Source organism: Pararcticibacter amylolyticus, from assembly GCF_003130405.1.
Taxonomy (GTDB): domain Bacteria; phylum Bacteroidota; class Bacteroidia; order Sphingobacteriales; family Sphingobacteriaceae; genus Arcticibacter; species Arcticibacter amylolyticus.
Genome location: NZ_QEAS01000001.1, coordinates 443,793 through 459,729 on the forward strand (window position 1 = coordinate 443,793; position 15,937 = coordinate 459,729).

14 protein-coding genes and 1 tRNA gene are annotated in these 15,937 nt (G+C 40.3%); 10 read left to right on the forward strand and 5 right to left on the reverse strand.

The genetic code is table 11. The annotated features are described in order from the left end of the window. From DDR33_RS26580 to DDR33_RS01880, 3 genes are all read left to right on the forward strand, one after another. A partial coding sequence (locus DDR33_RS26580) for an ABC-F family ATP-binding cassette domain-containing protein (RefSeq protein ID WP_238387621.1) occupies positions 1-1,118 on the forward strand: 1,118 nt, incomplete at its 5' end. 56 nt (positions 1,119-1,174) lie between these two features. After that, a complete protein-coding gene (gene mnmG / locus DDR33_RS01875; RefSeq protein ID WP_109414052.1) occupies positions 1,175-3,037 on the forward strand; it encodes a tRNA uridine-5-carboxymethylaminomethyl(34) synthesis enzyme MnmG in 1,863 nt (620 codons plus the stop codon). Positions 3,038-3,169: 132 nt separating this feature from the next. After that, positions 3,170-4,804 (forward strand): Ig-like domain-containing protein, encoded by a 1,635-nt coding sequence (locus DDR33_RS01880; RefSeq protein ID WP_109414053.1) that lies wholly within the window; start codon positions 3,170-3,172, stop codon positions 4,802-4,804. Here DDR33_RS01880 and DDR33_RS01885 read toward each other — a convergent pair. Next, a complete protein-coding gene (locus DDR33_RS01885) occupies positions 4,782-5,306 on the reverse strand; it encodes a gamma carbonic anhydrase family protein (protein WP_109414054.1) in 525 nt (174 codons plus the stop codon). The two genes, DDR33_RS01880 and DDR33_RS01885, sit on opposite strands and share 23 nt — an antisense overlap. 26 nt (positions 5,307-5,332) lie before the next feature. Between DDR33_RS01885 and DDR33_RS01890 the strand changes: the two genes are divergently transcribed. Then, positions 5,333-5,405 (forward strand) — tRNA-Gly (locus DDR33_RS01890). 73 nt (positions 5,406-5,478) lie between these two features. On the opposite strand, the gene nadB is transcribed toward DDR33_RS01890, so the two are convergent. After that, on the reverse strand, positions 5,479-7,065 hold the full coding sequence (gene nadB, locus DDR33_RS01895) for an L-aspartate oxidase (RefSeq protein WP_109414055.1): 1,587 nt from the start codon (positions 7,063-7,065) through the stop codon (positions 5,479-5,481). A 413-nt stretch (positions 7,066-7,478) separates the two neighbouring features. Here nadB and nadA point away from each other — a divergent pair, with 413 nt between their 5' ends. Further along, on the forward strand, positions 7,479-8,471 hold the full coding sequence (gene nadA, locus DDR33_RS01900) for a quinolinate synthase NadA (protein WP_109414056.1): 993 nt from the start codon (positions 7,479-7,481) through the stop codon (positions 8,469-8,471). 181 nt (positions 8,472-8,652) lie between these two features. After that, complete coding sequence (thiL, locus tag DDR33_RS01905) at positions 8,653-9,690, forward strand: thiamine-phosphate kinase (protein WP_109414057.1); 1,038 nt, start codon at positions 8,653-8,655, stop codon at positions 9,688-9,690. 16 nt (positions 9,691-9,706) lie between these two features. Here the strand turns inward: thiL and rmuC are convergent, their stop codons facing one another. Beyond that, on the reverse strand, positions 9,707-11,062 hold the full coding sequence (rmuC, locus tag DDR33_RS01910) for a DNA recombination protein RmuC (RefSeq protein ID WP_109414058.1): 1,356 nt from the start codon (positions 11,060-11,062) through the stop codon (positions 9,707-9,709). Between the two features lie 241 nt (positions 11,063-11,303). Here rmuC and DDR33_RS01915 point away from each other — a divergent pair, with 241 nt between their 5' ends. After that, positions 11,304-12,002, forward strand: a complete 699-nt coding sequence (locus tag DDR33_RS01915) for a zinc metallopeptidase (RefSeq protein ID WP_109414059.1) — start codon at positions 11,304-11,306, stop codon at positions 12,000-12,002. Between the two features lie 441 nt (positions 12,003-12,443). Here the strand turns inward: DDR33_RS01915 and apaG are convergent, their stop codons facing one another. Further along, complete coding sequence (gene apaG, locus DDR33_RS01925; protein ID WP_109414061.1) at positions 12,444-12,830, reverse strand: Co2+/Mg2+ efflux protein ApaG; 387 nt, start codon at positions 12,828-12,830, stop codon at positions 12,444-12,446. A 103-nt stretch (positions 12,831-12,933) separates the two neighbouring features. Next, on the reverse strand, positions 12,934-13,929 hold the full coding sequence (gene dusB, locus DDR33_RS01930) for a tRNA dihydrouridine synthase DusB (protein ID WP_109414062.1): 996 nt from the start codon (positions 13,927-13,929) through the stop codon (positions 12,934-12,936). A gap of 30 nt (positions 13,930-13,959) precedes the next feature. On the opposite strand from dusB, the gene DDR33_RS01935 reads away from it, so the two are divergent. Genes DDR33_RS01935 through DDR33_RS01945 form a run of 3 tightly spaced genes read left to right on the forward strand, consistent with a single transcriptional unit; the run spans position 13,960 to position 15,909 of the window. Next, complete coding sequence (locus tag DDR33_RS01935; protein ID WP_146198675.1) at positions 13,960-14,907, forward strand: CPBP family intramembrane glutamic endopeptidase; 948 nt, start codon at positions 13,960-13,962, stop codon at positions 14,905-14,907. Further along, complete coding sequence (locus DDR33_RS01940) at positions 14,894-15,103, forward strand: putative signal transducing protein (protein ID WP_238387622.1); 210 nt, start codon at positions 14,894-14,896, stop codon at positions 15,101-15,103. Before DDR33_RS01935 ends, DDR33_RS01940 begins: the two co-directional genes overlap by 14 nt. Next, positions 15,100-15,909 carry a phosphatidate cytidylyltransferase gene (locus DDR33_RS01945; RefSeq protein WP_109414064.1) on the forward strand — a complete coding sequence of 270 codons (810 nt, stop codon included), beginning with the start codon at positions 15,100-15,102 and terminating at the stop codon, positions 15,907-15,909. The genes DDR33_RS01940 and DDR33_RS01945 overlap by 4 nt, the downstream gene beginning before the upstream one ends. The last annotated feature ends 28 nt before the right edge of the window (positions 15,910-15,937 follow it).

Below are 15,937 nucleotides of genomic sequence, written 5' to 3' on the forward strand. Positions count from 1 at the left end.
CCACTCTTCAAAAGAACCGCAACCTTCTTAAGAAAGAACTGGAATGGATGAGAAGACAGCCGCAGGCCCGGGCTACCAAGTCGAAAGCACGGATAGATGCATTTTACGATCTTGAAGAAAAGACTAAAAACTCCAAAAACAACCAGAAGCTGGAGTTAAGTACTAAAGTAAGCCGCCAGGGAAATAAAATATTGGAAGTTCATCATATATATAAAGGTTATAATAACAAGCTTATAATAGAAGATTTTTCGTATGTATTTAAAAAGGGAGACAAGATTGGGCTTGCAGGAAAGAATGGCTCTGGTAAGTCTACGTTTTTAAATCTGATTACAGGAGTTATAAGTCCTGATAAAGGAGTTATAGCTATAGGAGAAACCACTGTATTCGGTTACTACAAACAAAGTGGACTCGAAAGCTATGATTCAGAAAAAGTCATAGATGTCGTTAAGGATGTGGCGGAGTTTATAACGATGGCGGATGGAAAAACCATCACTGCATCTCAGCTCCTCACCCACTTTCTATTTCCTCCGGCAAAACAGCATAATATAGTAGGAAATTTAAGTGGAGGAGAAAAAAAACGGCTCCAGCTAATGAGAGTTTTAATAAAAAACCCAAATTTTCTAATACTAGATGAACCTACTAATGATCTGGACATTGATACCTTAAATATTCTTGAAGAATTTCTTGAAAATTATTCAGGAGTACTGGTACTTGTTTCTCACGATAGATATTTAATGGACAAACTAACTGACCAGCTATTTATATTGGAAGGGGACAGCAAAATAAAGATCTACAACGGAAACTATACAGATTATAGAATTGAAAAAGAGAACTCCGTAAAGTCCAGGGAGACCAATAAAGCTTCGGCTGGCTCCACTCCTGTTTCTTCAAAGAAAAATAAGCTTTCTTACAAAGAACAAAAAGAGCTTGACAGTATTGAGGATGAAATTCCAAGAATTGAACACCTCATTTCTGAATTAACAAGCAAATTAAATTCAATTACTCATGACCATGCGGAATTACTGAGCATATCAGAGGAAATAGAACAAAAGAAAACTTATCTGGATGAGATAAGTATGCGCTGGCTCGAGTTAAATGAAACAAAAGAAGGATATTAAGTATAAGTTCCACGTGGAACTATTGAAAAGGTTCCACGTGGAACAGAAAGCTAATTATGTTTAAAAAATACGATATTATAGTAGTTGGTGCAGGTCACGCTGGATGTGAGGCTGCCGCTGCTGCTGCTAATCTGGGATCCTCGGTTCTCCTCATTACTATGAATATGGGGACAATTGCTCAAATGAGCTGCAATCCAGCTATGGGAGGCGTTGCAAAGGGACAAATTGTAAGAGAAATTGACGCTATGGGTGGATATTCTGGTATAGTAGCAGACAAATCAACCATACAATTCCGGATGCTCAACCTGTCTAAAGGCCCGGCTATGTGGAGTCCGAGAACTCAGAATGACCGTATGCGTTTCTCAGAAGAATGGAGGTCAATGCTGGAAAAAACTCCTAACGTGGATTTCTGGCAGGATACTGTAAAAGAAATCCTGACAAAAGGAGACAAGGTCTCAGGAGTAAAAACATCACTCGGTATAGAAATTGAATCTGAAGCTGTCGTACTAACTAACGGTACGTTCCTAAATGGCATCATCCATATAGGAGAGAAACGGTTCGGCGGGGGTAGGACAGCTGAGAAGTCGTCTACAGGGCTCACCGAGCAGCTAGTGGAATTAGGATTCGAAGCTGGACGAATGAAAACAGGCACCCCTCCACGTGTAGATGGAAGAAGTCTGGATTATTCTAAAATGGAAGAGCAGTGGGGTGATCCGGTCAGGGGCCGCTTCTCTTTTACAGATGTAGAGATGTCTTCAGATCAACGATGCTGCTGGATCACATATACCAATCAGGCTGTTCACGATACGCTGAAAGAGGGTTTTGAAAAGTCCCCTATGTTTACGGGCAGAATAAAAGGTCTAGGCCCAAGATACTGCCCTTCAATAGAGGATAAAATTAACCGTTTCGCTGAACGCGAGAGACATCAGATATTTGTTGAGCCGGAAGGATGGAATACAGTTGAGATATATGTAAACGGATTTTCTACGTCCCTTCCTGAGGATGTTCAGTACCGTGCATTAACTCAGATTCCAGGATTTGAAAACGTGAAAATGTTCAGACCTGGGTATGCAATAGAATATGATTACTTCCCTCCCACCCAACTGAGTCTCACACTGGAAACCAAGGTGGTTAAAAACCTGTTCTTCGCAGGACAGATAAACGGCACAACAGGTTATGAGGAAGCAGCAAGTCAGGGATTCATTGCAGGGATAAACGCTCATCAAAAGATAAAAGATCAGCATGAATTGATCATGAAAAGATCAGAATCTTATATAGGGGTACTGATTGATGACCTGGTGACAAAGGGAACCGAAGAGCCCTACAGGATGTTTACATCCAGAGCAGAGCACCGTCTCTTGTTACGACAAGATAATGCAGACATACGTCTTTCCCCTATTGCTCATAAGCTCGGTCTCATAAACGATGAACGACTTGAGAAAGTAACCAAAAAAATAAAAGACTCTGACTTCCTGGTAACATATCTTAAAAATACCTCAATTGAAGCTTCGGAAGTCAATAGCTTCCTGGAAGAGTTAGGAACCAGTCCCCTCAGTCAAAATGTTAAAATGTTTTCTCTGCTTTCCAGACCCCAGGTAGATATGAGTGATCTGAGAAAAGCAATCCCAACATTTAATAATCTGCTCAACTCCTATGATAAAGAAACAATAGAACAAGCTGAGATAAAGGTTAAATATGAAAGCTATTTTGAAAAAGAGCTTGAGATAGTCAACAAAATGAGAAAGATGGAGGACCAGGAAATTAATCCAGATTTCAATTATCACAACATGGTATCTCTTTCAAAAGAGGCCCGGGAAAAGTTGATGAAGATAAAACCCAGAACCCTCGGTCAGGCATCAAGAATTTCAGGTGTTTCGCCCTCAGATATCTCTGTTTTGATGGTACATATTAGTAAATGAATAATAAGATACTGATTATCAATATTTTATAAATTAAAATATTAGACATAAAATAAGCTCATCTGAGACGTTATTTTCATAAATTCGACATATTCCTCACTGAAGAGAAAAAACTCGTTAAAACGCTTATAAATGCCACATTTCTTAAATAAGTACTTAAAGTTAAATTTTTTTACTTTAACCACGCTGGTTTTACTGGTAATAGGGTGCGCAAGTATTCAACAGCCAACCGGAGGTCCCAGGGACAAAGAACCACCCAAGGTGATGAAAGAAAGCCCGAAGAACTTCACGCTTAATTTCAAAAGCAAAGAAATTAATATCGAGTTTGATGAATACTTCAAGATCAACAATGAATCTAAAGAATTCAGCATGTCTCCCGCACTTGAAAAAACGCCATACTTCAAAATCAGAAAAAAAACACTAAATATAAAGTTTGAAGATACTCTGGCAGCTAACACAACTTACACAATAAATTTCGGCCGTGGATTAGTGGATTACAACGAAGGAAACGTTCTTAAGAATTACGTATATGTATTTTCCACGGGGAACAAAATAGATTCCCTTTCGATATCAGGAACAGTGACTAATACATTAACAAAAAAGCCAGTACTCGACGCTACTGTATTTATAATACCGATATCACAGGATACAATTTTTGGTAAAAAGCGCGCCAGCATATTCACAACTACCGACTCTTCAGGGAACTTCAATCTCCGCTACTTACGCCAGGATACGTATCGTATATACGCTTTGAAAGAAGAAGGAGGAGACAGAATATATAATTCAACAAATGAAGAAATAGCCTTCTTAAAGGACTCTATAAAGCTTACCAAGGACACCACCGCAATTAAACTCGAACTCTTCAAGGAGGAACCGAAAGTATTCAGGATAACGGACAGAAAAATCGAGAAAGATGCGCGTATCATGTACATATTCAATCAAAAGCTCGAAAAGCCATCCATCCGGATATTAAAACCGGAAGAACTTGACAAGGATAAAATAGTTGAATTTAGCACCACTCATGATACAGCTCACGTATGGACAAAGAACATGGATTTTGATTCTATTCAGGTAGCCATACTTGATAAAGACGTCCCAATTGACACGACTGTTATCCGAAAAAACAGCCGCGACAAATACGACCGGGAGGTAAAAATCGCCGACAACTTTCCTTCCAATAAAATAAAACCGGGGTCTGAGCTTATCCTCTCGCTTTCTTCACCAGCAGGATCAATAGACCCGCGAAAAATAAGCCTTCTTCAGGACTCTGTCCCGGTAAGCGGACTACGAATAGTGAAGGATACGCTCTCAAACAGAAAATATATATTCAGGTATCCCTGGCGAACAGAAAAGCAATATATATTGAAGATTGATACTAACGCAATAGGCGGAAAATTTGGCGGATTCAACAAGCCCTTTACCAAGCAATTCACCCGCGACGAAGAAGTAAATTACGGTAATCTCACCCTCTCTGTCACAGTTCCCGACACGAGTAAGCAGTATATACTACAACTAATGAACGAACGCGATGAGCTGGTCAAAATGAATATCCTGACAAAAAACGAGACAGTTCATTACACAACCTATTCACTTGGAAAGTACCATTTCAGGGTCATCTATGACGAAAACAGGAATAATAAATGGGATACCGGCGATGTTTCAAAGAAAATTCAGCCGGAAAAGGTATGGAACAGCAATACAGAAATAACTCTCAGGGCAAATTGGGACCTGGAAGAAAAACTATCTATTCCTCCTCCTGCTGATTGAACCAGCTTGAATACATAATATATCTTCCAGGCAATGACTCCAGTAACTCTCGTTGCCCGGCATTTATCGGCTTTACCTTGCGGGCAGGCATTCCCGCATATATAAAACCAGATTCGCATATTGTATTCTCCAGTACTACAGCTCCGGCTGCTATAATGCAAAATTCCTCTACAACCGCATGATCCATAACAGTAGCTCCCATGCCTATGAGAACGTTATCCTTCACTACGCAGCCGTGAACCAGGGCCCTATGTCCGATAGAAACATTATTTCCGATCACCGTAGGAGCCTTTTGATAAGTACAATGGATAATCGCTCCGTCCTGAATATTAACGTTATCACCGGCAATAATATAGTTAACATCCCCTCTTACTACGGCATTAAACCAGACAGAGCAGTTTTTCCCAAGTTTAACATCGCCAACTATCGTAGAATTTTCGGCAATAAAACAGCTTTCGTCAAAAATTGGAAATTTTCCATTGACAGATAAAATAAGTGGCATATATTTACATCTCCATTCTAACAACAGCGGAAGTAGCTCAGTTGGTAGAGCATCAGCTTCCCAAGCTGAGGGTCGCGGGTTCGAATCCCGTTTTCCGCTCGTTCTCTGTTTAACTATTCAAATAACAGTACTCACGAATACAGACAATTATCTGCAACCGTGAGTATTCATTCTATAAAATTGTGTCGCGGATCTGTTCCTGGTGTCCGGGATAGTCCGTAGTATAATGTAAGCCCCTGCTCTCTTTGCGTTTCATGGCCGACCTAATAACAATGTAGGCAGTTTGAATGATATTTCGCAGCTCGCATAACTTCACAGATAACTTAGTTTGCTTATAAAAGGACTCCGTTTCTTCATATAATAAGCCCAATCTCCGCATTGCTCGCTCAAGCCGGAAGTCAGATCTCACAATACCAACGTAATCGCTCATTATCTTCTGAGTTTCCCTTATATTATGAGTCACCAGGATATCCTCATTTGAAAGCCGGGTATTAGTTTCGTCCCATTCAGGAATATTATCCGGAATTACATTCAAAGAATGTTCCTCCAATGCTGACAAATATATTCTATGCGCAAAAACAGTAGCCTCAAGCAGCGAATTAGAAGCCAGCCTGTTAGCACCATGAAGACCAGTAGAAGAGCACTCTCCGCAGGCATACAGCCTCTTTATAGACGACCTGCCTAACTGATCGACCAGGATCCCTCCGCACATATAATGACAAGCAGGGGTAACCGGAATCATATCCTTTGTCATATCGATCCCTATACTAAGACATTTTGCATAAATATTAGGGAAATGATTCAGTATCTCCTCTTTATTCCTGTGCCTTATATCGAGATACACAAAATCATCGCCGCTTTTTTTCATTTCCGAATCAATAGCCCTGGCAACAATATCCCTTGGCGCAAGCGATCCCCGTTCATCATACAAGTGCATAAACTCATTACCATTCCTGTCTTTCAGCACACCGCCGAAGCCCCTTACTGCTTCCGAAATAAGAAAAGACGGGTACTCGCCCGGATTATAAAGAGCAGTAGGATGAAATTGCATAAATTCCATATTCCTAACCTTTCCCTTGGCCCGATATACCATTGCAATTCCGTCACCGGTAGCTATAGTAGGATTGGTGGTGTTAGAATATATATGTCCTGCCCCACCACTCGCCATAACGGTCACCTTAGAGAGAAACCTTTCCACATTACCTGTACGTGTATTCAATGCGTAAATACCATAACAGGTAATATCCTCAGTCCTCCTGTCTACAAAAGCGCCGCAATGATGCTGCGTGATCAATTCAACGGCAAAATAGTGTGTTAATATCTCAATATTGGGATCTTTATGAACCTTTTCCAGTAAAGCCCGCTCAATTTCAAATCCCGTTATATCTTTATAATGTAACACACGGTGCTCAGAATGACCACCTTCCCTCGCCAAATCATAGATTCCCTGCTGATTCTTATCGAAGTTTGTTCCGTACTCAATAATCTCCTGGATACGAGCCGGACCCTCTTTCACTACGATTTCCACAACCTCCCGGTCACATAAACCATCCCCTGCAATAAGGGTGTCTTCTATGTGTTTGTCGAAAGAATCTTCTTTATCCACAACTACAGCAACCCCCCCCTGGGCATACTTAGTGTTAGACTCGTCTTCATTTGATTTTGTAACTATCAGAACTTTACCATGTTTCGCCGCCTTAAGAGCAAAACTGAGTCCCGCAATACCCGACCCTACTACGAGGAAATCAACATACTTCATGGAAAACTAATTTGTATAATGTAATCTTTTATCGTCAATGTGGATAAACACGGTAAAGATGTTAATTTTGTATAAAAGCAAGTCTAATAATTTTTAATAACAAATCCTTGCTGTTAATTTGAAGCCAAATTAGAGGAATTTTGAGAAAGTTTTCATCACAGAAATCTGGAGTTTTTAACTTTTTTAGACACACGAAAAATTCACAGGATAAAATAACCAGGAAAAATTTGAAAAATACATCTGCTTGCTTTCTAAGCTATTGATTAAATAACAATGTTAGTAAGATGTGGATAAAAGCATGAAAACAAAAATTTCAAAGAAATTATACGCCATCTTCTTCACATTACTAACATCCTAATAAACCATAAAAAGATCTTATTTAAAAATAATTGTATTTTATTGAAATGTCGAGAATGGATACTTTTGAGGAGTTAAACATTAAGGGTTTTGTGGATGAACCTATAGATCCTGCTTTGGATCTTTTTGATGAGATTGAACGTTTAAAAAGGGAAAAAAATGCAGTTATTCTTGCGCATTATTACCAGGAGCCTGATATTCAGGATATTGCTGATTACATTGGAGATAGTCTCGGGCTTTCTCAGCAGGCTGCTAAAACAGATGCTCAGATTATCGTATTTGCCGGCGTACACTTCATGGCCGAAACAGCTAAGATTTTATCTCCTGAGAAGAAGGTGTTATTGCCCGACTTGAAAGCTGGTTGTTCTCTTTCCGACAGCTGTCCTCCTCATCTTTTTTCGAAATTCAAAGAGAATTATCCCGACCATCTGGTAATCACATATGTTAATTGTTCTGCAGAACTGAAAGCTTTAAGCGATATTGTTTGTACTTCTTCAAATGCAGTTCAGATTGTCGATAGTCTCCCCAAAGATCAGAAGATCATCTTCGGCCCGGACAAGAATCTGGGACGATATGTACAGAAAAAGACAGGAAGAGACCTGGTGATGTGGAACGGAGCCTGTATGGTTCATGAGATTTTTTCGCTCCAGCGAATAGTGAGGTTGAAGGAAAGACATCCACAGGCGAAGTTTATCGCTCACCCCGAATGTGAAGAGGCAATTCTGCAAATGGCAGATTATGCAGGTTCAACTACCGGCTTGTTGAATTATACGATGAAAAGTGATGCTCAGGAATTCATTGTGGCAACTGAAAGCGGTATCATACATCAGATGGAAAAGGAAAATCCCGGAAAGGTATTTATTCCAGCTCCTCCAAACAACACTTGTGCATGCAATGATTGTCCTCACATGAAAAGGAATACATTAGAAAAATTATACTTATGTATCAAAAATGAGCTTCCGGAGGTAACAGTTCCGATGGATATCGTAGAAAAAGCCCGTAAGCCGATAGAACGCATGCTGGAGATTTCAGCTAGGCTGGGACTTTAGGGTCTATGGTTTTAGATTTACGATTTCGGTATATCAGGTAAGCTGATTTCTGAATCATGAGTATCTAAATTGGAGTAAAAGGTACTAGTGGCCGGCTGATGAAAGCTGACCCATATTAAAAAATGATGGTATATTGGGAATATGCTGACTTCTTATTCCTGATAGCCTATAGCCAGAAGCAATGTTTGAAAATAAAGATAAAACGGAAATAGATAAACTCGGGGAGTTTGGTCTGATAAACTACCTGACAAAGAATATAGAAATTAACAACTTATCCACATTGAAGGGAGTAGGTGATGATGCTGCTGTACTGAATTTTGAAGGAAAGAAAACGCTCATTTCTACTGATCTTCTACTGGATGGCATTCACTTCGATCTGGCGTATACTCCTTTAAAACACCTTGGTTACAAGGCCATTCAGGTAAATTTGAGCGATATCTATGCCATGAACGGGACAGCTACGCAGGTAACAGTGTCGCTCGGCTTTTCCAGTAAATTCCCTCTTGAGGCTGTAGAAGAGTTATATGAGGGTATGATGCTTGCCTGTAAAAAGTATAATGTGGATATCGTTGGAGGTGATACAACATCCTCCAGGCAGGGGCTGGTCATAAGTGTCACCAGTATTGGCTATGCTGACGAACAGGAGATCTGCTACAGAAACACAGCTAATGAAGGCGACCTTATCTGTGTATCAGGAGATTTAGGAGGAGCATATCTGGGCCTGCAGCTCCTGGAGAGAGAAAAACAAATTTTTCTTGAAAATCCTAAGATTCAGCCTGACCTGGAAGGTAAGGATTATATCGTGGAAAGACAGTTGAAGCCGGAAGCAAGAAGGGACATCGTTCTGCTTTTGAAAGATCTGAAAGTAAAGCCCACGGCGATGATTGATATCTCTGATGGCCTTTCTTCTGAAGTGATACACATTTGTGTAGGATCGGAAAAGGGATGCAATCTTTATGAAGATAAAATTCCTTTAGATCCTATGACCTATGAGACTGCCCGGGAGTTTAATCTTGATCCTACGGTATGTGCTCTCTCAGGAGGTGAAGATTATGAATTGCTGTTCACTGTTGCACAGTCAGATTATCCGAAAATTCAGAATAATCCGGATATTACAGTGATCGGACACATTACAGATAAGGCTTCAGGTATGAATCTGATATCGAAGTCAGGGGCTGTTCACCCGCTGAAAGCTCAGGGCTGGAATTCATTTAAATAGAATATTGTGGAAGATCTTATTCTTCCACAATAAATCTTGAATCAATTTGCTTCGAAGCCTTTGCGCCTAGCTTTTTAAGTGCTTCGATCTTGCCGACAATATTACCGTTGCCGCTTGAAAGTTTGTTAAAGGCCTCCCCATAAGCATCACGTGCTTTATCAAGGCTCTCCCCTACCCTCTTCAGATCGCTGAGAAAAGAAACAAATTTATCATAAAGAGCACCTGCCCGGGTGGCAATGTCTATTGCATTTCTGGTCTGTTTCTCCTGTTTCCATACAGAGGAGATCGTTTTTAAGGTAGCCAGAAGTGTAGAGGGTGTCACGATAACCACCCGTTTGTTCCAGGCAAACTCGAACAGTTCAATATCATGCTGAACAGCTATGGCGAAGGATGATTCAATAGGTATGAAAAGCAATACGAAATCGGGAGAGTTTACGGCATACAGATCACAGTAATTCTTGCTGCAAAGATTTTTAATATGATTTTTAATGGATGTGATGTGATCATTCAGGTAACTTAACCTTTCGCTATCTGTATCACAGTTAACCAGGCGGTTATAAGCGATGAGAGACACCTTCGAATCGATGATCAGGTGTTTATCGTCAGGGAGGTTAATCACTACATCGGGCTGAAGCCTGTTTCCACTTTCATCAGTAAAACTCGCTTGTTTTGAATAACTTTCGCCCGCTATCAAACCTGAAGCTTCAAGTATTCTGTCCAGCACTACTTCACCCCAGTTCCCCTGCTTTTTGCTGTCTGCTTTCAGGGCTTTTGTCAGATTATTCGCTTCATCACTTATCTGTTTGTTCAGTTCGATCAGTTTAATTATCTCCCCTTTCAGTACATTTCTTTCCGCCGATTCAGCAGAATATGCCTTTTCAACCTTTTCTTCGAATGAACGGATATTTTCTTTCAGCGGATTTAAAAGCAGATCAAGGTTGAAACGATTGACTTCTGTAAATTTTTGTGTTTTCTCCTCCAGTATCCTGTTTGCAAGCAATTCGAAATCCTTGCTTAGTTTGATATGAAGCTTTTCTATCTCGTCTTTTTGCTCTGCAATTTTCTCCTGCTGGGTTTTGATGTAAATGCGGGTGCTTTCGTAAGAAATATTAACAGCAGCCAGGTTCTGTCTTTCCTGATGCAGTTCTGATTGAAGTTTCTGTAGTTCCTGACGCAGAACGTAAACTGTATTTTCCTTTTCCTGCCATACATTGCCAAAGCGTTCTTCCGCTTTAGCTAGATCAATTTTTAATTGTTCGTTTTCCGACTTCAGTGATGCAACATCCTTCTTTAAGGAAGCATTTCCTTTCAGGAAGACGAGTGAGATGAATACTAACAAAATTAATATTAACCCTATATAAATAACTTCCATTACTAATTTTTTTATCAAATTTAGGCAAAAATATGTGATTAAAGAATGTGTGTTATTTAATATGCGGAGATGCGGCCGGTTTTCAAGAACCCTGAATAGTTGTCTTTAAAAGTTTTTCGGGAATGAAGAAATGTCAGTGCCTTTTGTAACACTACCATTGATAAATGTGTTATATGTAAATTATTAGTGATAATTTCATGCAGGAATACTTTTTGAGATCGTTAAATAAAATTAATTGGAAATGGGATCATTAGGTTTAATATTGATTATAGGCGTTGCATTGATAAGTTTTATAGTGCAGGCGCGTTTTAAAAGCAAATTCAGGGAATACTCAGAAACACCTTTGTCATCAGGAATGACCGGAAGAGATATAGCTGAAAAAATGCTGCAGGATAATGGAATTTATGATGTGCAGATTATATCAGTGGAAGGCTCATTGACGGATCATTATAATCCGCAGAACCGGACGGTTAACCTGAGTCCTGACGTATACCATGGAAGAAGTATAGCTGCCGCCGCTGTTGCAGCACATGAATGCGGGCATGCCGTTCAGCACGCTAAAGCATATTCATGGCTCCAGTTCCGTTCAGCTATGGTGCCTGTGGTTAATGTGGCTGCAAATCTCCTCCAGTGGGTGTTTATGCTGGGTATTATCATGGCTGCCTCAAGTATGGGATATAATTTGCTTTTAATAGCCTTCGGCGCAATGATTGTTATGACATTGTTCAGCGTGATAACCCTCCCTGTCGAATTTGATGCAAGTAACAGAGCATTAGCATGGCTGCAAACAAACCGCGGGATCATGCAAACCAGTACAGAACATGGCCAGGCTAAGAATGCGCTTTGGTGGGCGGCTATGACTTATGTAGTTGCTGCTTTAGGCTCCCTTGCTCAGCTGTTATATATTGGTATGATGTTATTCGGCGGAAGAAGGGATTAATATAAATAAGAAACTTGTTTAGCAAAAATAGAGGGGCACCCGGTGGTGCCCTTTTTTTATGGCGAATTCCTCAATTCTTACAGTCTTTTTATAAGAATTATTTCACCCTTGTTCTTCTATACAAGCGCAAGCGGTCGCTTTTACTTCTATTTCGCTGCCCGCAGATTGGATTTTGTAGTTTTGTTGCCGGAGAAAAGTCGTATGAAAGCCCCTGGACCTATAAATAAGAATGCAATGCCGAACGGACTTCTCTTAATAATTGGTGTGCATTCCTTTCAGGTGACCTGTCCTATTTGCATAGACATACCTGATGATTATACTCTAGCAAAGAAGATGGATAATAGCCCGGCACTGGCAACGCCGACGGCCGTTTATTATTTATTAATCACTTAAAGAGGAAAGTAAGAAGAAATATGGTAGAATATAAGCAGTACCCTTAATTTAGTTCATTTTATATGGTGCGATCATAATGAACTCAGGGATGTTCACTTCAAATTCTTCGCTGTCCACCAGACGTCTCATCGCATAACAGCCTTTCATGCTTCCTATGTCCGTTTTTAAATTACACCCTGAAACATATTCATGAGAGGCTCCTGGTTCAATAACGGGTTGTAAACCAACTACACCATCGCCTTCAATCTCACGGTGTGTTCCGTTTGAATCGAAAATTTGCCAGTGACGTCTCATCAGTTGCACGCTGTACCCTGTGAGGTTTTCTATATTGATTTTGTATGCAAACATATAGTGGTCATACAACGGATTGGAATACTCCGGTTGATAAATTGTTTCTACGGAAATTTTTACGCCTTCAGTAATTTGTGTTACCATAACTAACGTTTTTAATCATTTAACCAAAACACAAAAATCAAGCCAGCAATTCAAACTTGTCCAGCTATGACTCATCAATTACCTTTCATACTGATGATAAGGATTATACGTGGGCAGTTTCGAAAAAGTTTTCTTTTATTTCAGCAAGTACAGACGCAATTTCAGAAACGTTTTCCAGAGAAACAAGTCTCATCCGGTAATCTTTAAAGTTAGGAATGCCTTTAAAGTAATTAGAGTAGTGTCTTCTCATTTCAAAGATCCCTGTTTTTTCTCCCTTCCACTCTATTGATTTTTGCAAATGTGTGGAGCATACATCTACACGTTCTGCTATTGTGGGACCAGCTAAATATTCTCCTGTTTTAAAAAAGTGCTTTATTTCCCTGAATATCCAGGGATAGCCTATAGCCCCCCGCCCGATCATGATTCCGTCAACCTCGTATTCAAGTCTCCAGTTGGCAGCCTTTTCTACTGAATCAACATCACCATTTCCGAATACCGGTATATTTACGTACGGATTCCTTTTAATATCCCTGATGAGGGACCAGTCTGCATTCCCTTTATACATTTGTGACCGGGTGCGGCCATGAATCGTCAGGGCCTTTATCCCAACGTCCTGGAGCCTCTCTGCCACTTCATACACGTTCTTTGTATGATCATCCCACCCAAGTCTGGTTTTTACCGTTACGGGGAGATGAGTGGCCTCTACAACAGCCTTCGTCATCTGGACCATTTTGTCGATATTCTGAAGAAGGCTCGCCCCTGCTCCTTTACATGCAACATTCTTTACCGGACAACCATAATTGATATCGATGAGGTCGGGATTTGCCTTTGTAGCAATTTCAGCTGCCTCTCTCATTGAATCTATGTTACTGCCGAATATCTGGATGCCTATTGGGCGTTCATATTCAAAAATATCCAGCTTTTGACGGCTTTTCGCTGCATCCCTGATCAACCCCTCCGAGGAAATAAATTCGGTGTACATCATATCAACCCCATTTTGCTTACACACGTAACGAAATGGCGGATCACTGACATCTTCCATCGGTGCAAGAAGCAGCGGGAACTCACCTAAATTAATATTTCCAATTTTTACAGACATCTCTTCTCTCCAATACTATATCTTTGCAAATTGCAAAAATACGAAAATAAAGCTATGGTGTCTCCTCACACGTCAGCCAGGCGTCATCCTTTTACATCGCTGCTTTTGCTGCTGTTAATTATCGCAATTTGCTATTTTGTGTTTGGCGTTATAGCGGTATTTCTAACAGTGTTCTTTTATGGCGGAAGCTTAACGGCACTTTCTTTTGATCAGATGAGCCCAGATGCGATCAGGATGATCCAGGGAATTGTTGCGACAGGAGCTTTTGTGGTACCTCCGCTCATTTTGTCGTGGAGCGAACAACACTATAAGAATCATTACTTCGGCCGTATCCGTAATCCGAATGTTTCACTGGTAGTCCTCACAGTTGTTATTTTATTTGTTTTTTCGCCCTTTGCCGAGTGGATAAACAGAGTGAACCAGGGAATGCATTTTCCTGAGAGCCTCAAATGGATAGAAAACTGGATGCGGATGAAAGAAGACGGCCTTGCAGAGCTTACCAGCAAACTGTTGATTATGCGTTCTTTTCCCGACCTCTTAATTAACTTGCTTGTTATAGCGATTATACCGGCAGTAGGCGAAGAGTTGCTTTTTAGAGGAGGTTTGCAGAGTATTCTTGTCAGGTGGAGCGGAAATTATCATTTGGCTGTATGGGTTTCTGCTATTATATTCAGTGCGATCCATGTACAATTTTTTGGATTCTTACCACGGATGCTCTTAGGAGTATTATTTGGGTATATTTTTGTTTGGAGCGGCAGCATCGTGTTTCCGGTCCTTGGTCATTTTGTAAACAATGGTATGGCAGTAGCGGCAGCTTACTTCCTTCAAAAAAATGGCCGCTCTCTTGATGATCTCGACAATATGCAAAGCAGTTCGATATATGCAGTGATAGCGAGCTTCGTTTTTACTTTGCTGCTCATGCTGGTTTTTCGTACTCTTTCTGAGAGGATAAAATTAAATAGTTATGAAAATGAATAATGATTGGGTCAAGGTGTATACCTCAAACGATTATTACAAATCTGAAATAGTAAAACAGGTTTTAATAGAGAACGAAATTGAAGCCGTATTGCTTGATAAGAGCGGTTTTCCTTATCGTATTGGAGAAGTAGAAGTATACACTCACAAAGATAATTTTCAGCGGGCTACGGAGGTGATTTTAAGCTCTGAACTATGAAGACCAGGGCAATAACAGGCTTTTTCTTTGTACTGGTGATGCTTTCCTCTGTTTTATTGGGAGAAATCACCTTTGTTATATTTTTCTCTCTCCTGGGACTTCTGAGCCTCGATGAGTTTTACCGGCTGGTAAAAACAGATGAAATAAGACCTCTGCGGGCCGGGGGAATTTTACTCGGACTGACTGCTTTTATCGCTTTCATACTCCATTTAATTCTTAATAAAGACTTGTCTCTTTTGCTGGCGGTTATCCCGGTTTCAGTCATTTTATGTATCGCCGAATTATATAGAAAAGAACGAAAACCATTTCATTCTGTATCATACACTTTTCTGGGAGTTTTAATGGTTATTGCCCCTTTCTGTTTTTACATAGGAGCAGCTTTTGCCGGTGGAGAATATAATTATCACTATTCTCTTGGCTTTTTAATTCTTCTATGGTCCAGTGACACCGGTGCTTACCTGGCCGGCATGAAATTTGGTAAGAACAAGCTTTTTGAACGCCATTCACCTAAGAAGACCTGGGAAGGTTTTTTGGGCGGGATGTTTATGAGTTTGCTGGCGGCATTTATCCTGAGTACTCAATTTACCGGGATTTCTCAGGTGAGCTGGGCCGTTATGTCCCTGATAATTGTTGTATGCGGGACTTTTGGCGATTTATTTGAATCAATGTTAAAGAGAAGTATGGAAGTGAAAGATTCAGGATCTTTACTTCCCGGACATGGGGGGCTTCTCGACCGGTTTGATGGTTTGCTTTTATCAGCGCCATTGGTTTATGTATATTTATATTGTGTTTTTCAATATAATTAGGAGCATGCATACTCCTTAAACGAAGCGA